Raw genomic sequence first — 22,658 nt, forward strand, 5'->3', positions numbered from 1 at the left:
CTTTATTGGGCTCATCCCTACCTGCCCCACACGGATCATCTTTATTGGGCTCATCCCTACCTGCCCCACACGGATCACCCACCCTATGGAAAGAAAAAACCCCCCGTCTCGGATATAGGAAAAGGGGAGCCAAAGGGAGATGATGATCATCTCCTCCATGAATTGCAAGCCATCGACTTTGTCCTCATGGATCTTACCCTTTACCTTGATACCCATCCTGCGGATGGGACCGCCATCTCCCAATACAACGCTTTAACCCTGCAGAGAAAAAAGCTAAAAGAGGACGTTGAAGCCCGTTTCGGTCCTCTTTCCGGAGCAGGGCATAGCTTTTCCGGCTATCCTTGGAGCTATAGCCAGACACCATGGCCTTGGCAGGTGTGAGGAAAGGAAGCGTGAGAAACCATGTGGATTTATGAGAAAAAACTGCAATATCCGGTACGTGTCAGCACCTGTGATCCCGGCCTGGCAAAGCTTTTGATCGAACAGTACGGCGGGGCTGACGGGGAACTGGCGGCGGCACTTCGCTATCTTAATCAGCGCTACACCATCCCCGATAAAGTGATCGGCCTTCTGAATGACATCGGAACGGAAGAATTTGCCCACCTGGAGATGATCGCCACCATGGTTTACAAATTGACGAAGGACGCGACGCCGGAGCAATTGAAAGCCCATGGCCTCGCACCCCATTTCGTCAATCACGGCATGGACCTTCACTTCCACAATGCGGCCGGTCATCCATTCACCGCCACCTATTTCCAGGCCAAAGGGGATCCCATCGCTAACCTTTACGAAGATATTGCCGCTGAAGAGAAAGCCCGGGCTACCTATCAATGGCTGATCGATCTAACCGATGACGAAGACTTAAAGGATAGCTTACGGTTCTTGCGGGAGAGGGAAATTATTCACTCCCAGCGCTTTCGGGAGGCGGTGGAGATCCTGAAGGAGGAAAAGGAAAAGAAGAAATATTATTAACCCTTCGACTCTCTTCGTTTTTGGCTCTCTCTTTATCCTAGGAATCTACAATCCACAAATGCCGGGAGCAAATGGGGATTTATTTCACCTCGATGGGGAACACCCGCTCAATCCCGTAAGGCTCATGGTTATTGTGGGTCAACTCCACCTTGACCGTATGTTTCCCTGGGGGAAGATGAGACTCCACATGAACGCTCTTAAAAATCTTAGCCACCTTTTTCCCATCGATAAAGAGGTGAATATGGCCCTCTCCGTAGACCTTTTTCTTCCCCATCTGTTCTTTCGTCAACCGAAAATGACGAAGGTGAAATTCCAGGAAGAGCTTATTTCCTTTCACATGGTAGATCACATCCATTTCAGGAGCTGGGGCAAAAGAGGATACTCCTTCCGCCCCTTTTTCCATGGCCATCACGGGGAAGGAATGAAGAAGAAGGAGGGAGATGGGAAGGAGGATCTGAAAAGATTTTTTTAATAGGTTATGGAACATGGTGTCACCTCCTGCTCCCTCCTATTTTTTTCTAAAATTATGGTTTTATTCATCTTCGTTCCATTTTTCTTGCGTAAGATTGACTCCTTTTCCCTGAACCAAGATACGAAAGGTATCCCCCATCCCACCGGGCAGGATCAGTTGAGTGATGGCCCGGTTACGGCGGGCATGGGGGGAGAAAGGATCGCGATCCTGATGGGCGACCAGTCTTTCCAGGATTCCATTTTGCAATAGCCACTCCCTCTGGGTGAGAAAGGAGAAAGTTTTTAGCCCCGATGTTTCCCCCCATCGGATCAATGCTTCAAACTGAACATGAGAGGTGATGTCCATCTCCCCCGGTGCGTCATAGAAGTGATCCATGTGACGATGTTGCCGATAACCCATAAGGGTTCCTTTCCGGTGTAAGGGATGCAGCACCTCCTCAAAGAGGTACCCGTAATCGACGGTGTAGAGGATTCCCCTTTGAAAGGAGCGGAGAATCGCCCAATAAACCTCCCTCATCACCAATGGAATCTCCATCTCATGTCCTCGGGGGAGAATAATGTTCATTTCCGTCAAATAATTGGCGATGCTTTGATTCTCTAAAGGGATCCAAATCTCCTGCAACCGCCCCTCTTCAGACCAGGTGATCCAGCATTCCAGTAATTCGTTCCCCATCCGCTTTACCCGTTCCACGGGCAGGGCATCGAAAAGTTCATTGGAATAGACCAAGGCCGGATTTTCTGCAAGCCATTCGGGGAGTTCATCCACTCCCTTTACCAAAAGAAGATGCCGTTCATGCTCCCGAAGGCGCTCCGCCGCCATTTCACGATGATAGGAACTCCCCTCTACGAATAAAAGGAGCAGCCGGTCATACACATGGGGAGAAGAGGATTTTATGCGATTGAGGACTTGTTCTGCAAATCGCCCATCCCCCCCGCCGATCTCCACCAAGATATGCGGATCTTCAGGACGCAAGAAAAGAAGGTTCCAATCGTTTATCCACCTGTCCGCCCAGATCTCGCCATAAACGGACCCCACCGAAGAATTGGTGAAGAAATCGCCTTCTTTGCCGATCTTTCGATCCCTTCTTTCATAATATCCCCACGTCGGATGATAGAGACAAAGGGACATAAACTCGGAAAAGGGAATTCTCCCGTGGGGGGATTTCTTTATTTTCTCATGTAAAAGAGATCGAAGCACCGGTTCTCCACCTTCCATTTTTCCATTCGAATTACCACTACTTCCCGATTTTAACATACTTGCACCATGACCTACATAGTTCCTTTCGGTTCATAAAACATGCTTAAAAATAAAAATATGCCAACCATACGCAGGCTAAATATGATACAATTATTTCAGTGCGCAAACTTCACGGTTTGCGATGAGATAGCCCATCCCCTGACCTCATCCCAAAATTGAGAGAGGAGAAATCAAATGATTCGGAAATCATTGTTGGTGTCCATCATCTTGCTGCTTGCCTTATCCCTCCTGACCGCGTGCGGCGATAACAGGACGGCAAGCCAAATCCTTGAAGACGCCCTGAAGAAAAACGCGACCGTGAAAAGTCAATCCTTTAACGGTTTTATCGAGCTGGGGCTTACCTTCTCCGATTCCCTCATTCAAAACGCCCCTCCCGAAGGGCAACTCTTCCTGCAATCGCTTAAAAATTTCCGTTTAACGTATGAGGGGGCCATGAATACGGAACCCCTTGAAGGAGAAATCACCCTCTCCACGGAGATTCCTTTCGGAGATTTAAAGACCAAGATCGATCTGCCCATCCTCATTAAAGAAGAGAAAGTATGGATTAAAGTTCCCCAATTGCCAATTCCGGATTTGCAAAACTACGCCGGCAAGTTTATAGAACTGGACTTGAAAGAATTAGAAAAACTCTCCGGAGTGGACACCTTACCCACCGATCCGGCCAACATCGCCGAAAATGCAAAAGTGATGAACAAGATGTACTACGAAGAGATCTTTCCCCTCTTCTTCAAATCGTACGGGGAAACCTATTTTAAGAAGGGTGATTTAAACGAAGTGGAAGTTCCCAAAGAAATAGCGGCGAAACAAAGCGTTGAATTTACGTTGACCCAGGAGCAACTGGAACCCTTTATCACCTCCATGCTTTCCGACTTTATTCCGAAGGTATTGGACATCATGGCTAAACCGGAATACCGGGATGTGACCAAGGTAACTGCCGATCAGCTGAACGAAGCCAAAAAAAGCATTGAAGAAGCAAAATCCCAATGGGAGAAAAATAAAGGGAACCTGAATCAATATATTCAGAACCTATCCATCAAAGGGGTTAGCGTGATCGATAAAGAGGGTTATCTGGCGCACACCGTATTCGATATGGGCGCCGACCTTTCAGATCCTGAAAACCCGGGCACGGTAAGCATAAAACTAAAGGCGCAATCATCCTCCTTGAACATCAACCAAAAGCCTTCATTTAAAAACACGATTCCGCCTTCTTCGGGAGAAATCATTCCCTTCCAAGAACTGATCAACGGATTAGGCGGATTATGAAATGAATGGGGAGGTGCCCCGTGCTGAAACGAAAAGCCCCTCTACTCCTTTTTGGATTCTTTTTCCTCTTCTTATCCTTTTCCCTCCTGATCCCATCCTTGCAGGCTGAAAAGGATGGGGAGGAGAAGGGAGGGAAAGAACTCTTTCAAAAAGTGCTCACCCTTCATGAAATCGGGAAGGAAGTGGAGCGGATCACGAAGGAAGAGAACCGTTTAAGAGAGGAACTGGCCGGCCTCAATACGAAGGTGGCTTCACAAGAAAAAATAACCTCCCTTCTTCGCAGCGAGGTTGGCCGCATCGCCAGGGCGTATTACATGGGAGATCAATGGGATCTCCTTTTTCTTCTCCTGCAAAGCAGGGATATGGGGGAAGCGATCATGAGGTACGAATATCTCACCTCCATCCTTTCCCATCACCAACAAAAGCTCCTTTCCTACCGGGAGGAAGAACAACTTCTACTCACCCTTCAAACAGAAAAGAACAGAGCGCTCGACCAATTGGAGGAAACCCGCCTTCATCTCCAAGCGGAAGAGAGGCTCCTTCGATCCTTGCAAGAAGAGTACGGCACCCTCCTTTTACAACTTCCCGAAGGGGAACAGGTGAAACTTCTCCTGTCTCGCTTCATACAAGACTGGGAGGAGAAAGGGTTGCCTGCCTTTGAACGATTTTTGAACGAGATGTCGATCCAAACGAGGAATATGGCCGGCACTTTCAAAAATAAGGTCACCTTCTCCTTGAGCGGTGCTTCCCTCTCCATCAGCGACCAGGACTTTACCCGGTTTCTGAGGGATTCCTCCTCCCTCTTTCGCAATTTCTCGGTTCGCTTTGACCAAAACGGCCTCTCCTTTTTTGGTGAATATGAGGAAAGGACCCTCACTTTGAAAGGCCATTATGAAATGGGGGAGAATATCCTTTATTTTCATATTGACCGGCTAATTTATAACGGTTACCGGCTTCCGGAAGAGACCGTTCGCTTCCTGGATGAAAAATATGATCTCGGCCTCTATATGGATCAGATCAGAAAAGGGGTTAAGCTGAAAGAAGCTACGTTGACCGACGGAAAATTAACGCTTACCTTTACCCTTTCCCTCTGATTCCCCCGGAGTGGTCTCCTCCATTAATGTGGAGGAGGGATTCCATTGGAGTGCGGGGAGGGAAGAGAGGTGTCCCATCATCTCCCGGTAATCCGCTTCAAGAACATGCAGCCGTTCCATGGACAGATCGGGATCTTCCTTCGCCTTTTCCTCGGAGACGGGAAGGGGAAGGACTCGGTACGCCCTTTTTCCCCCTTTCCGGTATTGCTGGATCCAAGTCGGGACCGTTTCTACCCGGGTGATCTTCAACTCCCCGGAAGGAAACGTTTTTTGGAACGTGGCGGAAAAAACAACCCCTAGATTCGTGTATTTACCTTTCTGAGCCGCGATAAAATTCCCCAGGGAATAAATGACAACCCCTTTTCGCTTGCCCCCCTTTCCGTCAGGAACCTCCATCTCTTGAACCGGTTGCACCACATGGGGATGGCTTCCCAAAATTAAGTCCGCCCCGTTTCGGATTAAGGTTTCCGCCATTTTTTTCTGCTCCTCATCAGGAAAGCGTTGGTACTCCTGTCCGAAATGAATGGAGAGAACCACCCCTTCGGCCCCTTCTTCTTTCGCTCTCCGTATATCTTCTTTCATCTTCTCCAGGTTGATCTGAGAGACCAGGTATTCCTTTCCCTCCGGAAAGGGAATGCCGTTTGTCCCATAGGTATAGGCAAGGAAAGCCAAGGTGATTCCGTTTTCGGAAAGGAGAAGGAGGCTTCTCCCTTCCTCTTCGCTCCCTGCCGTCCCCGTCGTCTCCATCCCTTCGGCTTGGATCGCCTCCCGTGTCCGTATCACCCCGATCTCCCCCCGATCCAAGGCATGGTTGTTAGCCGTGGTCAGTATGGTAAATCCCGCTTTCTTAAGGGCGCTCGCCAATTCGGGCGGAGCATTAAACAGGGGGTATCCTGTATATTTCAAATCTTTTCCTGCCAAGGGGGTTTCTAAATTGCCGATCACCCAGTCTCCCTTCTTGAGCAAGGGGCTAATCTCTGTAAAAAAGGAGTCAAAGTTATAGCGATCCGTCCTCGCATCATACCCGGCCTCCGTTTGCGTATTGTGCATCATAATATCCCCCACCGCAATCAGCCGAGCCTCCCGTATAGAGGAGGAAGGAAGAGGAGAAGAAGACACCGTTTCCTCCACCGCGTCCGGCGTTTTGGGAGAAGAATCCCGGGAAGGTTCGCTTTTCAATAATCCCCCCCATTGGGTCAACAGAATGATGATGCTAAGGAACCCTGCGGTTAAAAGCCAAGCCGGAAATTTGCCCATCCCTCTTGCCTTCCCCCTTTTCTCAGACTCCCATAAAGCCGGTGAGATAGGGATTTTCCTCCTGTTCCCGTTCTACGCGGGTAGATTCCCCATGGCCGGGGTAGAGAAGGGTGTTCCCCGGCAACGCCATCAACTTATCCTGAATCGAATGCATGAGGGTGGCATAGTCTCCCCCGGGAAAATCGGTTCGGCCAATCCCTAGGCGGAAAAGAACGTCGCCGCAAAACGCTTTATCTTCGGCCAAAAAAGTGAGACTGCCGGGCGAGTGCCCCGGGGTGTGAAGAACGCGAAGGGCGAAATCGCCGATGATCCAATCTCCTTCCCGATCGATGAGAACATCTGCCGGATGTAAGCGGATGGGCGGTACCCAATCGGAAAACATGGGATACCCGGATCCATTTAACTCCGGGCGGGAAAGCCACTCGGCTTCCAACACATGTTGATATACGGGCGCTTTGCTCCATTCCCTCATCCAGTCCAATCCGCCGATATGATCAAAGTGGGCATGGGTAAGAAGAATTCCCTGTAAGTAAATCCCCATTCCCTCGATCCATTCCTTTATTTTCGGGGAGGGAGCGCCGGGATCGATATATAGGCCTTTCTTCCCTTCGTTATACAAGAGATACCCGTTTGTCCCCAATGGACCTCCTTGAAATCTCTTCACCTGAATCACAGAACGTCCCCCACTCTTTCGTCATCATCATGGCAAAATCGTTTATAGAATATCGGCGGCCAGCTGGGCCAAGGAGGAGCGTTCCCCTTTTTCCAGGCGAATATGACCGCTTATGTCATATTCCTTAAACTTCTCCGCCACATAGACTAACCCATTCGTAAAAGAATCCAAGTAAGGATGGTCGATCTGCTGGGGATCTCCCATCAGGACAATCTTGCTCCCTTCTCCCACACGGGTGAGGATGGTCTTCACCTCATGCTTTGTTAAATTTTGAGCTTCATCAATGAGGATGAACTGTTCGGGAATGCTTCTCCCCCGAATATACGTAAGGGCTTCGATCTGAATGCTGCTTATCCCAGCCAGGATTTTATCTAAATCTCCTTTGTTTTTCGTATTGAAGAGGAATTCCAGATTGTCATAGATGGGTTGAATCCAGGGGCGCAACTTCTCTTCTTTTTCCCCGGGAAGATACCCGATATCTTTTCCCAAAGGGACGATGGGCCTTGCGACAAGAAGCTTTTTATAGCGATGCTCATCCTCCACCTGGGACAATCCTGCCGCCAGGCTGAGGAGAGTTTTTCCCGTACCCGCTTTGCCGATGATGGTAACAAGGGGAATCTCGGGATTGAGGAGAAGATCCAGGGCCATCCATTGCTGGGCATTGCGTGGCCGGATTCCCCATACATTCTCATCACTGGAGAGACGAAGCTTATGAATGCGTTTCTTGTCTGCGCTTACCTTACCGATGGCCGATTTGGAACTGCCGAATTGATCTTTTAAGAAGACGAACTGATGTGGATAGAATTCGGCCGCCTCGATTTCGCCCGTCGCGAGGAATCCTTGTTGGTAAAAAAGGTTGATTTTGCTAGGATCCACCTCCAGTGTAACAGTTCCCGAATATCCTTTTTCATCAAGTATAACCCGGTCTGAAAGAAAATCCTCTGCCGCCAGGTTGAGGGCATCCGCTTTTATCCGCATGAGGGCATCTTTGCTTACGATCACCACCTGCTTCGGCTCTTTTTTATCCCGTTCCTCTTCCTGGAGATTAAGAGCGACCGCCAGGATGCGATGGTCATTGGTCGGTTCCACGAAATAGTCCTTAAGACTCTGTAACGAGCGGTGATTAAGCTCGACCCGCAAGGTGCCCCCCCTTTCCATGGGGATCCCGTCATGGAGTTTCCCCCGTGAGCGAAGGCCATCCAAGATGCGCGCCACCTTCCTCGCATTATGCCCTACCTCATCCATATTCCGCTTTTTCATGTCGATTTCTTCCAGAACTACGGAGGGGATGACCACATCGTTCTCAAAAAACATAAAGACGGCATTCGGCTCCTGCAACAAGACACTGGTATCCAAGACATAGATCTTGTTCACTGGGGTTCCTCCCTTGCTTTTACATGGAATAACATACATGAACGAGGATGAATAGGGCAACATAGAAATAACGATACTCCGGAAAGCAGGTGAACCTATTCATGCTCGGAAAACTTTTTCTTTTCACCTTTATGTTCTTTATCCTTCTCCTCGGCTGTGTTCCTGAAAACCGCCCCCCGGCAAACCCATCTTCGCCGCCTAACGCAGCCAGAGAACAGCGAGTGGACCAAATCTCTTATCCCAATCAGTCCGCAGGAAAACCGGAGAACCAAAGCGCCCAGAAAGTGGCCGATCGCTTGGTTCAATTGGCGCTCCAGGATCCAAACGTTCAGGATGCCACCGCAGTGGTGATCGGGAAGTTTGCCGTGGTGGGGATCGATGTGGCGGATAACCTGGAAGCGGCCCGGGTAAGCACAATCAAATATTCGGTGGCGCAAAGCCTAAAGGAAGATCCGCTGGGTGCAAACGCCCTCGTCACCTCCGATCCCGATCTGATGGCACGCTTACGGGAGATGGCGAGACGGATTCGGGAAGGCCATCCGATCGCCGGTGTAGCCGATGAATTGGCTGATATCGTGGCACGCATCATGCCTCAGTTCCCTCGGCAAGTGGAACAAAGGGAAGAACCGCAGACGCCGGAAAACCGAAGGAGTTTAAATCAACCCACCCGTTAAATACAAGGTATAAGAATCGGCATAAGTCTTACGACCTATGCCTTTTTTAGAGCGGAGAAGACCTGGCTGTCCAGTTTATGGGCCGCTTCCGGATTGTAGGTTTTTTCATAAGTTGGCTCCTGTGTAATTTTCGCCCCGTAGAAGAGAACATCGCGAACCGCATCAATCTCCACCTCAAAAATCGCCAAACGAATCGGCACCCCTTCGGCCTCTTGGGCCAACAGGGCAGCTTTCCCGCTTAACGTGTAGATCCGCTCATGGGCAAAAAAAGTGAGGGTAACCTGGGGTTCGCTCACAATATTTTGGAGTAGACGGGAGCGCCCATCCAAAGCAAAGCGGATTTTTTTCGCCGAGACGGCATGAACCCAGGAGATGGAGTTCACGCTAGGACCTTTCGTCTCATTGTCTATCGTACCCAATAAAACCAATCGCTCTTTTTCCAATAATGAAATCATGTCCGGTGATAAGTCGGGTCTGACGGATTCAGCCACTCCTATTCTCTCCTTTCCTCTCTTACATATCTATTCTTTACTCCGAAAACTCTATTCATCAAGATCAAAAAAAGCACTTATTTAAGGTGGCATAGGAGGAAGAACTCTTGTATAGTAAAGGGATAGAAGAGGAAGATATCGAACGTAAGTTGCAACAGTTAAGCGATCGAATCGCCGAAATGTTGGAGTCTCACCGTCGGATGGACCGTTGGATGGTCCTACTTGAAAAAGTTCAGCTCGACGATTTCCTCTATAATTATACCCAACCCATGCGCATTATTATCTTAAATCTCGTTGCAGGCATTACCCGGGGACTCGGTTTCACGCTGGGCACCACATTGGTCGTCGCCGTCCTCGTGGTGATTCTGAGAAACTTTGTCACCCTTCCCATCATCGGAGAATATATCGCCGATCTCATCGATATCATCGATTTTCATCGCCAAAACAATCATTAGGAGGAAAAGAAATTGAAAGCGATTTGTTTCCTATGTGAAAAGACGGTCCGGCTTGACGATAACTCCCTGCTGGCTAAGAAATTGCGGAACAATCCCTTAAAAACATACCTGTGCAATGAATGCAGAGAGAGGATCACCCTCCACACCTTGGAGCGTTTGGCGAAACGGAAAGAGAAAGAAGCACCTTCTCCATCAAGCGCTCCTCCTACTGATTGTACTTCGGCTCATTCATAATATTCACCAACAATTCATCAACCCGGTAGGCGTCAAATCTCTCCTTTTCTCTTTTCCCCTCCCTTACATACTCGATCTCATATGCTTCATCCCCTTCCTTCGTTACGGAGAGGTGGGTGACCTGGTGATCTTCACGAAGGATCTCGGAAAAAAATTGAAGGGTTTCACTCGCCGCATGGTCCTCGGGGCGCGCCTCCGCCACCACCTTGATTTGCAACCAATTAAACAGGGCATCATGCAACTTCAAAGGAACGCACACCTTTCCACGTTGGATTAAAATCACTGAAGCTACACTTCATCCCGCCTGCGGAAACGAGCCAGAATCAGGACGAGGATGATGACCATTAGACCTGGAACGATGGGCAAAACATAGGCAAGGAGCACTAAGGGAAAGGAGCCGATCACCAGGACTCCATAGACGATCAACCGTTTCCCCAAAGGGAGGGGCCTGGAAAACCCAAGAATATAGGCGATCAAGAGGAGGAGCACCACCACAGCATATTTTACATAAAAATAATCATACCAGATCCGGATCTCCGTGCCGTCCATTTTCGTCTCCCCTCACCATGTGCGGATGTATTCCATTTCATCCCGATACTCCCACTCATCCTCTACCGGAGTCTCCAGGATGATGGGGAGGGACTGAAAGTGAGGATCATGGATGAACCGGGACAGAGCCTCCGATCCGATCTCCCCCTTGCCGATCTTTTCATGGCGGTCTTTGCGGCTATGAAAAGGAGCCTTGCTATCATTGAAATGAATGGCCATCAAATGCTCCAGGTAGCCCGTCTTCTCCATCTCTTCCACCAATTCTCCGTAGGTTTCTCCATTCCATATTCCTGCGGCAAACCCGTGGCAGGTGTCGAAACAAAAACCGATCTTATCCGCCACATCGGTTGCCTCCCGTATTCGCATCAATTCTTTCAAGGTAAGTCCCATCTCCGAACCCTGCCCTGCCGTATTCTCTAAAAGGAGCTTTACCGGACCATTGTAATCACCCAAAATGGCGTTTAACGTCTCCACCATGCGGCGAAAGCCAAATTCCTCCCCTTCCCCCACATGCTTCCCCACATGCACCACGGCTCCCGGTGAACCGAATACTTCGGCAATATGGAGGTCCTCCTTTAAAGAAGAGATGGTTATTTCCGTTAGATCCTCCTTGGGAGAGGAGAGGTTGGTAATATAAGGAGTATGGAGAATCAACTTCAGATCCCTCTCCTTCATGAATCGGACAGCCTTCTCCGCATCTTCATAATCTATTTTCTTAGGCTTTAGGGAACGGGGATTTTTGCTAAACACCTGAAAGGACCGGGCGCCCAATTCCACCGCCCGCTCCGCCGCCGCGTAGATCCCTTTCCCAACGCTAATATGACAGCCGATATACATCACGCCACCTCATTCATTTATTTTCATCTTTACTTTACCTTTTTCCGCAGGAGAGGGCAACCGGGAAGGAAATTTTCCCGAAAAAAATCGGCAACGTTTCATCCTGACCATCGAATTGCCTCTCTTAAGGCTTCCATGCCGTGATTCCTTTCATCCAACAAATAACACTTTACACAATAACTTTTCTGGTATAAAATTTAAAAGTCTTGTGAAACCGGACTGACATTAAACGGACTCATAGAGAAAGGAGACTCGGAGGATGTGGGTGATTGGGATATCTCTCGTGCTGTTCCTCCTTTTCTTTAGGAAAGCATACCGGAATACCTTCGATGTCTCTATACAGAGGATTGAGGTACCGGTGAAGCTTCCCCGCGGAGAGGAACTAAGGATTCTCCAATTATCCGATATGCACTTGGAGCGCCTCTCCATCACTCCGGAACATCTTTATTCGCTCATCCAAGGAGAAAAGGTGGACCTCATCGCCCTTACCGGTGACCAAATCGAACAGAAGCGAAACATCGAACCTTTTATGGAATATATCCGGATCTTAAAGAAGATAAACCCCCGCCTGGGAATTTACGTGATTTTCGGGAACCACGATTATCTGATGCGCAAGGAAAATCTTCTTTTATTCAGGAGACGCCTTGAAGAGGAGGGGTGTGTCGTGATGCAGAACGAAAATCTTACTCTTCCCTTTGGAGGGACGAACCTAAATATCATCGGAATCGACGATCATAGTACAGGCCGGAGCGATATCCGAAAATCGTATCAGGGAACTCACCCCGACGGGATCAACCTGATCCTAACCCATGACCCAAACTTGGTTTTGCAAATGAAAGAGGCTCCCTTTGATTATCTCATCTCCGGACATTTCCATGGAGGACAGATTCATTGGCCAAAGCCTTATCATTTGGCGAAGATGGGAAAATTGGCCCGCATGAACATCGTCAAGGGGCTTCATTATATGAACGATGCTCCCTTTTACATCAGCGAAGGGCTGGGGCAAACGGGAATCAACATCCGTACCGGTTCCCGTCCGGAAATTACCATTCATATCCTAAGAGGAACCGGCATTGCGGAAGAAAAGATGGCCGAAGCCATATAAAAAAAGACCTTCCTTCAGGTACCGGAAGGTTCTTTTTTTGAATTCAACCATTTCTCAACGCGCATTTCATACTCCTCGAAGGCGGCACTCCTCCCCCGCCTCTCCATGAGGAGATGAAAACGAAGCCTTTTCTCCGTCCACTCTCTTTGCAATTCTTTCCTCTCTTGTTCATCGCGGCATTGGTTTAATAATCCTTGCAACGTGGTTAACTCTTTCCTCAACTGCATCTCTTCCGGCAATACCCCTGCATTCTTTAAAATCTTATAACTGATGCGCAATTCCTCGGGGATGCGGGATAAATCCTCCAATTGCAAAGGTTTCCCTTTTCCCGGGAGATCGTCAAACTCTCCATTTTCAATCGCCTCTTTAATCTTCTCCTCCGCGATGCTTCGTAAAATATCCAATTTCGTCTCCTCCGTTCCAAAGAATAGATTCTAATCTCCGTCACACACTAGGACTAACCGGTTTCAACAGAAAGGGGATTTACTATGGAAATTAAACCCATTAACAAGAAATTAAAATTATACGGCTTTAACAATTTAACGAAGACCTTAAGCTTCAACTTTTACGACATCGCCTACGCCGTAGAGCATGAAAAAAACCAAGAATATATCTCCTATATCGATGAGGAATATAACGCGGACCGTCTCGTGAACATCCTCTCCCAGGTGGCAAAAATCATCGGCGCCCACGTGTTAAACATCGCCAATACCGATTATGATCCCCAGGGAGCCAGTGTGACCATGCTGGTGGCGGAGAACCAGGTTACAAGCAAAGATAACGTCTTGCCTGTGGACGGAGAGGAAGCTCCCGGCCCTTCCATTGTTGCCGGGCACTTGGATAAAAGCCACATCACCGTACATACCTATCCGGAAACCCATCCCGATGACGGGATCAGTACCTTCCGGGCCGACATTGATGTCTCCACATGCGGAGAAATCTCTCCCCTGAAGGCCCTGAACTACCTCATCACCAGCTTCGAACCGGATATCGCCATGATCGATTACCGAGTACGGGGATTTACCCGAGATGTGAAGGGGAAGAAATACTTCATCGACCATAAGATCAATTCCATTCAGAACTACTTGAGTGCTAAAATCAAAGAAGATTACCAAATGATAGATGTAAATATATACCAAGAGAAAATTTTTCACACCAAAATGATCCTGAAAGAATTTGATTTGGACCGCTACCTTTTTGGGACAGAGAAGAAGAATCTCTTTCCCAGGGAGAAAGGGAAGATGAAGAAGCGAATTAAAAAAGAGATGTATGAGATCTTTTATGGAAAAAATATGGTCGACATCTGATCCCTCCGATCCTTTCTTTTTCCATTATACCATGAATCACACGTATCTCTCTTTTATTATTTTAGACTCATAGAGTAAAATACTAACAGTGGCCTATGACAGCATAAAAAAGAGGATGCAACAAGGGGGAGTTTATGTGGAACGGCTCATCCGCTTTAGTATGAAAAATGGGATCGTCATTGTGATTCTCATGATGATGGTCGTAGGGTTTGGCGTTCAATCGGTGCGAAATATGGAGATGGAACAATACCCCAACGTCGATATTCCTTATCTTACGGTGGTTATTCCGTATCCCGGAGCATCGCCTGAACAGGCGATGAAAGAGATCGGGGAACCGCTGGAAAAGGGGTTAAGTCAAATCGCCGGCGTAGAGAAACTTTATGCTTCAGGATGGGCGAACGGCTTTTCCGCCACCCTCCAATTCGCCATGGATACCAACATGACGGAGGCAAAACGACAGGTTCAAGACGCCGTTACAAAGGCAAATCTCCCCGAAGGAATCCTGGAACCCCGTTATGCCATGGCGCAGCCGGATAATCCTGAAATCTACTCCCTCGGGGTCTTCTCCGATCATGAAGAGGTGGCCCAGTCCTTTGTCCAGGATCGCCTTCTCCCGGAACTGCAGGAAATCAAGGGCATCGAAGAAGTCCGAGTCACCGGAAATGAAACGAAAAAAATTTATGTAAAGGTGAAAACGGAAGCGTTAAAAGCGTATCATCTAACCATTGATCAGGTGAAACAAGCCTTAATCGCCAATAATCTGTCCGTCCCCACAGGGGAGATCACTTTATCGGAACAAGTTCTTCCCATTAGAGTGAATCAGAAAATCGGCTCCCTGGAACAACTGAAGAAGATGAATCTTCTCGTTGTGGAACAAGACTTCTCCTCCATGACGGAAGCCTTTACCCAAATCAACGACGGAATGAGGGCTTTAGGGAGCGGCATCCAATCTGTGGGAAGAGGTCTCTCCTCCCTCGGCGAACTTCAAAACAAGCAGGCGGCCCAGGTTCAAATTCTGGCCGCTCTCCAGGGACTGAGCGGAAACCTGATTCAGGATCAGATGAAATTATCCTCCCTTTTGGCGAACAAAGCGCAGCAGGGAGGAGCGACGGACCAAGAAATTGCCTCTTTACAGGAAAAGATCAAAGGGGAAGAGATACAAATTCGCCAACTGCAGGCGGAGTTTTCCTCTCTCACCGAGGAAATGAAAAAGATGGCCGGTGCCTCCCCTGCGGCATCCCAAACGGGACAAAACCGGCTTGCCGAAGGAGCGGTGAACAATCAAGGGGTGCAACTCAATGTAAAAGCAATCCCGTTGGAAAAGATCGCAACGGTATCCTACGAAAGCGATCCTGCCTCCACCATCGCCCGTGTCAATGGAAAGCCGGCCGTTACGATCGGCATCCTTCCCGAAACCGGGCAAAATGTGGTTACGATCGTGAAGGAAATCAACGCCCGTCTTCAGTCCCTCACCCTCCCTCAAGGGGTACGGATTGAAGTATTGAGAGATCAATCGAAACAAATTGAAGGATCGGTTATGGCCATGCTGAGAGAGGCGCTCCTCGGCGCGCTGATGGCGGTAGTGGTTACCCTCCTTTTCCTGCGCAACCTCCGCTCTACCCTGATCGCCATTCTCTCCATTCCCCTTTCCGTGTTTGCCTCCTTTATCCTTCTGGAAAAACTGGGGTATTCCTTAAACATCATCACATTGTCCGGCATTGCCGTAGCGGTTGGGCGGGTGATCGATGACTCCATCGTTGTGATCGAGAACATCTTCCGGCGTTTGCGGAGAACGACGGTACGCAGCGGGGAATTGGTCGAAGAATCCACCCTGGAGGTGGCGAAAGCGATCGCCTCCTCTACGGTAACAACGGTGGCCGTCTTTTTGCCCTTAGCCTTCATTCCCGGAATCGTGGGCAAGTTCTTCACGCCGTTGGCGTGGACCATCGTCATCTCCCTCATCTTCTCCCTCCTCGTCGCGGTGACCATCGTCCCCCTTCTCTCCAGGCTCTTCTTGATGAAAATGAAGGCGGAAGAGCCGAAGGAAAACCGTTTGCAGAGAGGATACAAACGGCTGCTCCGCTGGGCATTGAAACACCGTTTCGCCACCCTAGGCGCCGCTCTCATCCTCCTTCTGCTCAGCACCTCTCTCAGCATTCCGAACCTGGGATTTAACTTTCTGCCCCAGGAAGAAGTCCATTACTATGATGTTACCGTCAAAATGGCGGTAGGCACCGCCCGGGAGAAGACGGACCGGGTTTCCCGACAGGTGGAAAGCATCCTTCTCTCCGAACCCGGCATAGAAAAAGTGACCACCTTTATCGATAATGAAAAAGCAACCCTCTCCTTTGCCGTAAAAGAAGAGGGTAGAAAGGGAAAGTTCGACACCGAATCCTTACGGGATAAATTTTCCCGGGTCACAGGGGCTGAAGAGATTCTCCTCTCGGGAATCGGCGCGGTCGGAGGAGGGCAAACCAACGACTTTATCCTCGTCATTAACGGACCCTCCATGGAGGCGATGAAAAAGGCGGCGGAACTAATGGTTGGGGAGCTGAAAAACATTCCGGGGCTGGCGGACATTCACGCCACAAATGAAGGGCTAAAACCCGAGATCCTACTCCAATTGAATGAAAAGGCCATGGCGGACAAAGGACTTTATCCCGGAATGGTAGGCCTCTCCCTCCGCAACATGCTAAGCGGTGATACGGTGACCAACATCACGCTCAACGGAAAGCCGACCGATGTGGTTCTGAAGCAGGAACTTCCTGATCTGCATTCCCTCGAGGATCTTTCCAATCAGAAAGTGAGCAACATGATCGGAGATGAAATCCCCTTAAAGGAAATCGGGCAGCTTACCGTTACGAAGCAGCCGGTGCAGATCACCCGACTCAATCAGAAGGAATACATCATGCTCAGGGGGACCATTACGGATCCCAATGCCAGCAAAGTGATCGGGGAAGCGGAAAATGCCTTAAAAAACCTATCTCTTCCGGAAGGCGTCTCTTGGTATAAGGAAGGGGCGTCGGAGGCGATGACGGAAGGGTTCCGGAACATGGGCTATGCCCTCATCCTGAGCGTTCTCTTCATCTACATCGCGATGGTGATCGCCTTTGGCGAAGCGAAGGCTCCCTTTGTCATCCTCTTTGCCATTCCCTTCTCCGCCATCGGAGCCCTCATCGGTCTTCTTCTGGTGCGAGAACCGATCGGAATGCCGGCCCTGATCGGACTCCTCATGTTAAACGGGATCGTGGTGACCAATGCCATCGTTCTCATCGACCGGGTAAAGCAAAACGAGCGTAAAGGGTTTTCCACCGAGGAGGCTCTCTTAGAGGCAGGAACAACTCGCCTTCGCCCCATCCTCATGACCGCCATCGCCACCATCGGGGCTCTCTTCCCCATGGCCCTCTCCACCGATGCAGGGATCATTTCCCGCTCCCTCGCCGCCGTGGTTATCGGAGGGCTTACCACCTCCACTTTGCTCACTTTACTCATTGTCCCTGTTCTCTACAGCCTCCTTCATTCCTCCATGACCCTTCAGACATCAATGAAACAGGGGATGTAGTAATCCCTGGCTCAAAGCGTGCAACCCTTCCTTTTATTCCACGGAGGAAGGGTCTTTCTTTTCCCGCCTTCTCACCTCGATGCCGGCCTCCTCTTCCAAGGGACGGATGAGAGCAGCCATATCCAGGGGCCCGTATCCCGCCTCTTCGGCCTTTCCGATATATTCCCCGGACACCTTTCCGACTCGGAGAGGGATGCCCAACTCCTCGGCTAGGCGAAGGGCGATTTTTATATCCTTATGTAAAAGGCGGATGCTAAAGCGCTGCGTAAAATCCCGATCCTGGATCAGATCAAGGGTCCTGTCGATCATGTAACTGTGACCCGTGCTCGCCTTGATGATTCGACGCATCACCTCCGGATCGATTCCCGCCTTCGCCCCCATGACAAAGGCCTCGCTTAGGGCAACCGTATGAATCCCCACCAAGAGATTGTTGATCAGCTTAACCACGCTGCCGCTGCCGATTTCCCCCACCCGGACGATCAGTTTCCCCATCGCTTCCAGGAGGGGCTTCACCTTCCGAAAAGCTTCCTCCTCTCCTCCACACATGATCGTAAGGGTGCCGGCTTCCGCCCCCATGGGACCGCCGCTCACCGGCGCATCCAAGTAAGAAATCCCTTTCTCTTTCCCTTTCTCGTAGATTTTACGGTTTAATGCGGGACTCACCGTGCTGTGATCGGCGATGATGAGTCCTTCCTTACCGCCTGCAATCACCCCATTCTCCCCAAGAAAAACCTCCTCCACCGTATCCGGCATCGGCAAAGCCGAGAAGAGGAACTCCACGTTTCCGGCTAGATCATAGGGGCTCTCCGCCTCCTTCGCCCCCCAGGAAATGGCCTTCTCGATGGGGCCACGGCTCCGGCTCACCACCCATACCTCATGGCCTGCCTCGATAAGACGCCTCGCCATGGGAAGCCCCATTGTCCCTAATCCGATATAACCCACTTTCACGCAACATCACTCCTTCACCAAATCTCATTTCCTAATTCATGATACCTTTCCCAAAATGAGATGAAAAGAAAAAACCATCCCTCGGATGGTTTCGATTCGAATTTGGTTACATCTCCGTGAGGAGCATCTCCCTCCGCAGGAGAGTAAGCTTTTCCTTCTCTTTCTCGATCTCCCTGAGGTTTCCGTCCGCCAAAGCTTTTGCCAACCGGTCCAAAGAAGAATCAATCTCTTCCCGGAGAAGGGGGATCTTCTCCTCAATATCCCTTCGTTTGAAAGACTCCATCACCTGCTCCATGGTGATGGTGGTCTCTTTATTCATGAGCACCTTCTTATTGGGACCATTTACCTCGGTGATGCGAACCACCTCCCCATATTGGATCTGATGGATATAAAGCACATCGGAGCGAATAATTTTTATGGTCGCATGGCCTTTACACCGCATGATTAACTCTTGAAAGAGATCGGCTACGACAGGGTCGGCAAATTGGATCACTTTATCCATCAGCTTATATCTTCCGGCCTTATAGCGGAAATGAAGAGCGCCTTCTACCAATCCGGCGATCGTAAGCGTTACCTCGGAATCCACCTCCTCCACAGAAAACGAGATGGCGTGCGACTCAAGGGTTTGCAACATTTCAAGCCAATGTTCTCTCGAAAACTGCAGTTCCACACCACTTGCTTCCAAGACATAGGTTAGCATCCCGTTCTCCTCCTTTTAAATAATCTTCCCCCATCCCTCCGATTTATGGTAGAAACCCGGCACGAGTTATTCAGTAAATTCCATTAATTTTAGTAATACCAGTTTACTCTCCTTTCTGAAGAAATGCAACTAGAAAAGAGTGGTTAAAGGGGGAGGACGAGAAAATGTAAGCCCTTACATCTGCGTAGCTTTACCCCCCTTCTTTTCTTGCCCCCCCTTCCTTTCGTCTATTAAGCCCTTAATTCCTCCCGGCGAATCACTGCGGCACAATATTCAATAATCTCTTTTCTTCGGACAATACCGATAAAGACCTCTTTATCATCAATGACGGGAACGAAGTTCTGTTCCATGGCTAAGTTAATCAAATCCTCCATATCGGCGTGGATGTGAACCGGCTGGTTCTTCACATGCTGTTCAATCTGGTCCAAGCGAACCGTATGGGCATTGGCAAACGTAAGTCCAGGCGTGTTCTTCATCTTCCATAAGAGATCTCCCTCGGTGATGGTCCCCGCATACTTGCCGTTCTGATCTACCAAAGGGATGGCGGAGTAACGATGCCTTTCCATTCGCTCCAGCGCCTGCCGCATGGTAGATCGGGGGGAGAGGTAAATCACTTCGTCCTTCGGGAGAAGAAAAAAAGCAATATTCACTGGTCTCCTCCTCTCATCCTGCTGCTACCATTATACTATACGAATCAGTCCATAATAAAGTTTCTATAAACGACTAAAGGGTTCTTTCTCCAACAAAAAAACCCCATAGGGGGGGAAGGAACGATGTTAAACTGCCATATTTCCATATTTCTCAGTAATAATACGAGAGAATTTTTTCCCTCTCTTCATTCGACATTTTCACGGGGGAGTCGAAAGGCATGATCTCTTCTCCGCCCAAATTTTCTTCATGGTAAGCACGCCTTCCTTCTTGTTGAAAGATGATCCCTGTGACCAATCCGCCAAATTGATCGATATAGGAGAGGGCTTCAAGATGGCTCTCAGGACGATAATCGGGCCGTTCGGATAGTTTTACCAAATGGTCTTTGAACCAGTCATAGGTGTTGACCTTATTAAAGGTGACGCAGGGCGAAAAGCTGTTGACGAGGGAAAACCCTTTATGCCGAATGGCCGCCTCAAAGATCTCCGTCATCTCCTTTACGTCACCGGAAAAAGCCTGGGCTACGAAACTTGCCCCTTGGGACAAGGCGAGATAGAGGGGGCGAATGGGATTCTCCGCGGCGCCGTGGGGACTCGTCTTTGACTTAAACCCTTTGGCGCTGGTCGGGGAGGTCTGCCCTGTCGTAAGGCCGTAAATGTTATTATCCATGACGATATAGGTGATGTTCACATTTCGGCGCAGGGCATGAAGGAAATGTCCCAAACCGATGCCGTAACCATCCCCGTCGCCTCCCGCGGCGATGACGGTTAAGCGGGGGTTAGCCAGTTGGACTCCTTGGGCGATCGGAAGGGACCGGCCGTGAAGCCCATGGAATCCATAAGAGCCAAAATGCTGGGAGAGCTTCCCCGAACAACCGATTCCTGTAGAAAGGACGACCTCCTCCGGTTGGAGTCCCAGATTGGCCACCGCTTTTTGAAGAGAAGCGAGGACGGTGTAATCCCCACAGCCGGGGCACCAGGTGGGACGGGCATCGACCCGAAACATCTGCATCGAAGCGTTACGGTCAGCCATGGTAAAGCGCCTCCTTCTCCCCCTGAACGGCGTCCACAATCTGTTGGACGGTAAAGGGAACCCCGTCATAACGGAGAAGGCTCTTGATCTTATCATGGTGTCCCACTTCCTGCCGCAGCAATTGGGCCAACTGCCCTGTCCCGTTGTTTTCGACGACGAGAACCTCCTTTGCTCTTTCCAGATAGGGTTTTACCCGTACAGCCGGAAAGGGCTTCACGACTTTGAGGATCAAAAGTCCCGCTTTTCTCCCTTCCCGTAGGAGCCGATCAAGGGCCTCTTCCAGTTGAACCCTGGGAGAGCCGAAACAAACCAGGAGAAGATCTCCTTCCCTCTCTCCGATCCATTCGATGGATTCAGGCCCGAAATCAAATCCCGCAAGCTTCCTCAACCTCTTGTCAAACATCCTCCTGCGGAGATCGGGGTCTTCAATTTCCACGTCTCCCTCATCATGCTCGTTGCTTAAGGCGACGTAACGACCGTTTCTCTGTCCTGGGATCGACCGGGGGGAAATTCCGTTTTCCACGCCCAGGTTATATCTTTTATACTCCCCTTTTTCCAATCGGTCCAATTCCTCCTGTGTTACCATGGAATGCCGTTTCACCTGATAGTTGGATAGGTCCAGGGAATCGGAGGATTTCTTGGACATCCCCAGATAGAGATCAGTCCCCACGATGACCGGGCACTGGTACTTCTCCGCCAGTTCAAAGGCGTGAAAGGTAAAATGGAGGCTCTCCTCAATCGTCGACGGGATGAGGACAATCCGGGGAATCTCCCCGTGGGAGCCATAAAGCATCTCATTTAAGTCCGATTGCTCCGTCTTCGTCGGCAGCCCCGTACCCGGCCCTCCCCGCTGTACATCGATAATCACCAAGGGGGTTTCTGTCATCCCCGCCAGACCGATCGCTTCCTGCATGAGGGAAAAGCCGGGACCGGAGGTGGAGGTGGCCGCCCGCACCCCGGCATAATTGGCGCCGATGGCCATGATGCAGGCGGCAATCTCATCCTCCGCCTGTACCACCCTTCCGCCGTAATTGGGCAGGAATCGAAGCATCCAATACATGATCTCCGTCGCAGGGGTGATGGGGTACGCCGCCAGGAACCTGCAACCGCCGAGAAGGGCACCAAGTCCCGTCATTTCATTCCCGGAGACGAGGGCTAATTTCTTATTCCCTCGAGGAGGAAGAGGAAAGCGTTCCCTAAAATTTTCCCGATAATACTCAAATCCCTTTCTCAACGCTTGCCGGTTTAATTCCACCACCTTCTCCCCCTTTTTGGCGAACAATTCTTCAATCACCGGTTCAAAGGTGGTGAGGGAAAGATCCATGGCCGCCGCGGAGGCACCGCAAGCAACCATATTTTTTACAATTTCATTCCCCAGTTCTTTCGCCATATGGGTGAGAGGGATGGGAGCCAAGGCGAGCCTCTTATCCTCTTTCGGGGTAATTCCCTTTTTGCTGTCGTCGTAAATGATCAGGCTTCCATCATGAAGCTCGGACCAATTCATTTCAATCGTAAGTTGATCAAAGGCAAGCAGGATATCTAATTGATCCCCGTGGTAATGAACGGGGCGGTCACGGATCCGAATCTTGTAGTAGGTATGACCTCCCTTGATGAGGGACATAAAACTTCGGTACGCAAAAATGTAATGGCCGGTTCGGTTTAATACTTTTGCCAAAATTTCCCCTGTGGAATCGATCCCTTCTCCTTGTTCACCGCCTACTTTCCAAGTTCTCTCCACATGATCCACCTCGCTA

The 22,658-nt window shown here is 49.8% G+C and carries 25 protein-coding genes; 10 read left to right on the top strand and 15 right to left on the bottom strand.

Annotated elements, in window-relative coordinates:
* The first annotated feature begins 114 nt into the window (after window positions 1-114).
* Entirely contained in the window at window positions 115-381 is a 267-nt protein-coding gene (locus THEAE_RS23570) for a spore coat protein CotJB (protein ID WP_028987699.1), read from the top strand.
* Between the two features lie 21 nt (window positions 382-402).
* Window positions 403-972: a manganese catalase family protein gene (locus tag THEAE_RS0112420; RefSeq protein WP_005581881.1), complete on the top strand. Its 570-nt coding sequence runs from the start codon at window positions 403-405 to the stop codon at window positions 970-972.
* A 79-nt stretch (window positions 973-1,051) separates the two neighbouring features.
* On the opposite strand, the gene THEAE_RS0112425 is transcribed toward THEAE_RS0112420, so the two are convergent.
* Both THEAE_RS0112425 and THEAE_RS0112430 read right to left on the bottom strand, forming a co-directional pair.
* Window positions 1,052-1,459 (bottom strand): hypothetical protein, encoded by a 408-nt coding sequence (locus THEAE_RS0112425; RefSeq protein WP_028987700.1) that lies wholly within the window; start codon window positions 1,457-1,459, stop codon window positions 1,052-1,054.
* 45 nt (window positions 1,460-1,504) lie between these two features.
* The gene (locus THEAE_RS0112430; RefSeq protein WP_028987701.1) at window positions 1,505-2,641 is read right to left on the bottom strand and encodes a class I SAM-dependent methyltransferase; all 1,137 of its coding nucleotides are present in this window, start codon (window positions 2,639-2,641) and stop codon (window positions 1,505-1,507) included.
* Window positions 2,642-2,875: 234 nt separating this feature from the next.
* Here THEAE_RS0112430 and THEAE_RS0112435 point away from each other — a divergent pair, with 234 nt between their 5' ends.
* Together THEAE_RS0112435 and THEAE_RS0112440 are read left to right on the top strand one after the other, a co-directional pair.
* The gene (locus THEAE_RS0112435; RefSeq protein WP_005581884.1) at window positions 2,876-3,964 is read left to right on the top strand and encodes a hypothetical protein; all 1,089 of its coding nucleotides are present in this window, start codon (window positions 2,876-2,878) and stop codon (window positions 3,962-3,964) included.
* A gap of 20 nt (window positions 3,965-3,984) precedes the next feature.
* Window positions 3,985-5,058 carry a coiled-coil domain-containing protein gene (locus tag THEAE_RS0112440; RefSeq protein ID WP_028987702.1) on the top strand — a complete coding sequence of 358 codons (1,074 nt, stop codon included), beginning with the start codon at window positions 3,985-3,987 and terminating at the stop codon, window positions 5,056-5,058.
* Here THEAE_RS0112440 and THEAE_RS0112445 read toward each other — a convergent pair.
* The 3 genes from THEAE_RS0112445 to THEAE_RS0112455 are packed head-to-tail and all read right to left on the bottom strand — an operon-like array spanning window position 5,029 to window position 8,362.
* Window positions 5,029-6,315 (bottom strand): CapA family protein, encoded by a 1,287-nt coding sequence (locus THEAE_RS0112445; protein WP_028987703.1) that lies wholly within the window; start codon window positions 6,313-6,315, stop codon window positions 5,029-5,031. The genes THEAE_RS0112440 and THEAE_RS0112445 overlap by 30 nt on opposite strands.
* Before the next feature lie 22 nt (window positions 6,316-6,337).
* Window positions 6,338-6,988, bottom strand: a complete 651-nt coding sequence (locus tag THEAE_RS0112450; protein WP_005581888.1) for an MBL fold metallo-hydrolase — start codon at window positions 6,986-6,988, stop codon at window positions 6,338-6,340.
* 42 nt (window positions 6,989-7,030) lie between these two features.
* A complete protein-coding gene (locus THEAE_RS0112455) occupies window positions 7,031-8,362 on the bottom strand; it encodes a PhoH family protein (protein ID WP_028987705.1) in 1,332 nt (443 codons plus the stop codon).
* 101 nt (window positions 8,363-8,463) lie between these two features.
* Between THEAE_RS0112455 and THEAE_RS0112460 the strand changes: the two genes are divergently transcribed.
* A complete protein-coding gene (locus tag THEAE_RS0112460) occupies window positions 8,464-9,036 on the top strand; it encodes a YhcN/YlaJ family sporulation lipoprotein (RefSeq protein WP_028987706.1) in 573 nt (190 codons plus the stop codon).
* A gap of 35 nt (window positions 9,037-9,071) precedes the next feature.
* Here the strand turns inward: THEAE_RS0112460 and THEAE_RS0112465 are convergent, their stop codons facing one another.
* On the bottom strand, window positions 9,072-9,527 hold the full coding sequence (locus THEAE_RS0112465) for a pyridoxamine 5'-phosphate oxidase family protein (protein ID WP_028987707.1): 456 nt from the start codon (window positions 9,525-9,527) through the stop codon (window positions 9,072-9,074).
* Window positions 9,528-9,634: 107 nt separating this feature from the next.
* Here THEAE_RS0112465 and THEAE_RS20900 point away from each other — a divergent pair, with 107 nt between their 5' ends.
* Together THEAE_RS20900 and THEAE_RS22640 are read left to right on the top strand one after the other, a co-directional pair.
* The gene (locus THEAE_RS20900; RefSeq protein WP_005581892.1) at window positions 9,635-9,982 is read left to right on the top strand and encodes a DUF5665 domain-containing protein; all 348 of its coding nucleotides are present in this window, start codon (window positions 9,635-9,637) and stop codon (window positions 9,980-9,982) included.
* A 12-nt stretch (window positions 9,983-9,994) separates the two neighbouring features.
* Window positions 9,995-10,216, top strand: a complete 222-nt coding sequence (locus THEAE_RS22640; protein ID WP_084213542.1) for a YlaI family protein — start codon at window positions 9,995-9,997, stop codon at window positions 10,214-10,216.
* Here the strand turns inward: THEAE_RS22640 and THEAE_RS0112475 are convergent.
* Genes THEAE_RS0112475 through THEAE_RS0112485 form a run of 3 tightly spaced genes read right to left on the bottom strand, consistent with a single transcriptional unit; the run spans window position 10,188 to window position 11,602 of the window.
* Window positions 10,188-10,463, bottom strand: coding sequence for a hypothetical protein (locus THEAE_RS0112475; protein WP_028987708.1), 276 nt, complete (start codon window positions 10,461-10,463; stop codon window positions 10,188-10,190). The genes THEAE_RS22640 and THEAE_RS0112475 overlap by 29 nt on opposite strands.
* A gap of 41 nt (window positions 10,464-10,504) precedes the next feature.
* Entirely contained in the window at window positions 10,505-10,765 is a 261-nt protein-coding gene (locus THEAE_RS0112480; RefSeq protein ID WP_005581894.1) for a YlaH-like family protein, read from the bottom strand.
* 12 nt (window positions 10,766-10,777) lie between these two features.
* Complete coding sequence (locus THEAE_RS0112485; RefSeq protein ID WP_028987710.1) at window positions 10,778-11,602, bottom strand: deoxyribonuclease IV; 825 nt, start codon at window positions 11,600-11,602, stop codon at window positions 10,778-10,780.
* A 259-nt stretch (window positions 11,603-11,861) separates the two neighbouring features.
* Here THEAE_RS0112485 and THEAE_RS0112495 point away from each other — a divergent pair, with 259 nt between their 5' ends.
* Window positions 11,862-12,707 (top strand): metallophosphoesterase, encoded by an 846-nt coding sequence (locus THEAE_RS0112495; RefSeq protein WP_028987711.1) that lies wholly within the window; start codon window positions 11,862-11,864, stop codon window positions 12,705-12,707.
* Window positions 12,708-12,721: 14 nt separating this feature from the next.
* On the opposite strand, the gene THEAE_RS0112500 is transcribed toward THEAE_RS0112495, so the two are convergent.
* On the bottom strand, window positions 12,722-13,111 hold the full coding sequence (locus THEAE_RS0112500) for a DnaJ family domain-containing protein (RefSeq protein WP_028987712.1): 390 nt from the start codon (window positions 13,109-13,111) through the stop codon (window positions 12,722-12,724).
* Window positions 13,112-13,195: 84 nt separating this feature from the next.
* On the opposite strand from THEAE_RS0112500, the gene speD reads away from it, so the two are divergent.
* Together speD and THEAE_RS20905 are read left to right on the top strand one after the other, a co-directional pair.
* A complete protein-coding gene (gene speD / locus THEAE_RS0112505; protein WP_028987713.1) occupies window positions 13,196-14,014 on the top strand; it encodes an adenosylmethionine decarboxylase in 819 nt (272 codons plus the stop codon).
* Window positions 14,015-14,150: 136 nt separating this feature from the next.
* On the top strand, window positions 14,151-17,576 hold the full coding sequence (locus THEAE_RS20905) for an efflux RND transporter permease subunit (protein WP_169729989.1): 3,426 nt from the start codon (window positions 14,151-14,153) through the stop codon (window positions 17,574-17,576).
* A gap of 33 nt (window positions 17,577-17,609) precedes the next feature.
* On the opposite strand, the gene THEAE_RS0112515 is transcribed toward THEAE_RS20905, so the two are convergent.
* From THEAE_RS0112515 to THEAE_RS0112535, 5 genes are all read right to left on the bottom strand, one after another.
* A complete protein-coding gene (locus THEAE_RS0112515; RefSeq protein WP_028987714.1) occupies window positions 17,610-18,524 on the bottom strand; it encodes an NAD(P)-dependent oxidoreductase in 915 nt (304 codons plus the stop codon).
* 106 nt (window positions 18,525-18,630) lie between these two features.
* Complete coding sequence (locus tag THEAE_RS22140; protein WP_005581900.1) at window positions 18,631-19,224, bottom strand: hypothetical protein; 594 nt, start codon at window positions 19,222-19,224, stop codon at window positions 18,631-18,633.
* Between the two features lie 230 nt (window positions 19,225-19,454).
* Window positions 19,455-19,874, bottom strand: coding sequence for a CBS domain-containing protein (locus tag THEAE_RS0112525; protein WP_005581901.1), 420 nt, complete (start codon window positions 19,872-19,874; stop codon window positions 19,455-19,457).
* 151 nt (window positions 19,875-20,025) lie between these two features.
* Window positions 20,026-20,904 carry a 2-oxoacid:ferredoxin oxidoreductase subunit beta gene (locus THEAE_RS0112530; protein ID WP_028987715.1) on the bottom strand — a complete coding sequence of 293 codons (879 nt, stop codon included), beginning with the start codon at window positions 20,902-20,904 and terminating at the stop codon, window positions 20,026-20,028.
* The gene (locus tag THEAE_RS0112535; RefSeq protein WP_052330251.1) at window positions 20,897-22,642 is read right to left on the bottom strand and encodes a 2-oxoacid:acceptor oxidoreductase subunit alpha; all 1,746 of its coding nucleotides are present in this window, start codon (window positions 22,640-22,642) and stop codon (window positions 20,897-20,899) included. Before THEAE_RS0112535 ends, THEAE_RS0112530 begins: the two co-directional genes overlap by 8 nt.
* Window positions 22,643-22,658: the final 16 nt, after the last annotated feature.

Origin of the sequence: Thermicanus aegyptius DSM 12793, assembly GCF_000510645.1 — a bacterium.
Taxonomy (GTDB): domain Bacteria; phylum Bacillota; class Bacilli; order Thermicanales; family Thermicanaceae; genus Thermicanus; species Thermicanus aegyptius.

What these genes read in the sequence shown, in the direction of transcription:
- THEAE_RS0112420 (WP_005581881.1), top strand. Translation starts at nt 403, where the DNA reads ATGTGGATTTATGAGAAAAAACTGCAATATCCGGTACGTGTCAGCACC.
- THEAE_RS0112425 (WP_028987700.1), bottom strand. Translation starts at nt 1,459, where the DNA reads ATGTTCCATAACCTATTAAAAAAATCTTTTCAGATCCTCCTTCCCATC.
- THEAE_RS0112435 (WP_005581884.1), top strand. Translation starts at nt 2,876, where the DNA reads ATGATTCGGAAATCATTGTTGGTGTCCATCATCTTGCTGCTTGCCTTA.
- THEAE_RS0112445 (WP_028987703.1), bottom strand. Translation starts at nt 6,315, where the DNA reads ATGGGCAAATTTCCGGCTTGGCTTTTAACCGCAGGGTTCCTTAGCATC.
- THEAE_RS0112460 (WP_028987706.1), top strand. Translation starts at nt 8,464, where the DNA reads ATGCTCGGAAAACTTTTTCTTTTCACCTTTATGTTCTTTATCCTTCTC.
- THEAE_RS0112480 (WP_005581894.1), bottom strand. Translation starts at nt 10,765, where the DNA reads ATGGACGGCACGGAGATCCGGATCTGGTATGATTATTTTTATGTAAAA.
- THEAE_RS0112485 (WP_028987710.1), bottom strand. Translation starts at nt 11,602, where the DNA reads ATGTATATCGGCTGTCATATTAGCGTTGGGAAAGGGATCTACGCGGCG.
- THEAE_RS0112495 (WP_028987711.1), top strand. Translation starts at nt 11,862, where the DNA reads ATGTGGGTGATTGGGATATCTCTCGTGCTGTTCCTCCTTTTCTTTAGG.
- speD (WP_028987713.1), top strand. Translation starts at nt 13,196, where the DNA reads ATGGAAATTAAACCCATTAACAAGAAATTAAAATTATACGGCTTTAAC.
- THEAE_RS22140 (WP_005581900.1), bottom strand. Translation starts at nt 19,224, where the DNA reads ATGCTAACCTATGTCTTGGAAGCAAGTGGTGTGGAACTGCAGTTTTCG.
- THEAE_RS0112530 (WP_028987715.1), bottom strand. Translation starts at nt 20,904, where the DNA reads ATGGCTGACCGTAACGCTTCGATGCAGATGTTTCGGGTCGATGCCCGT.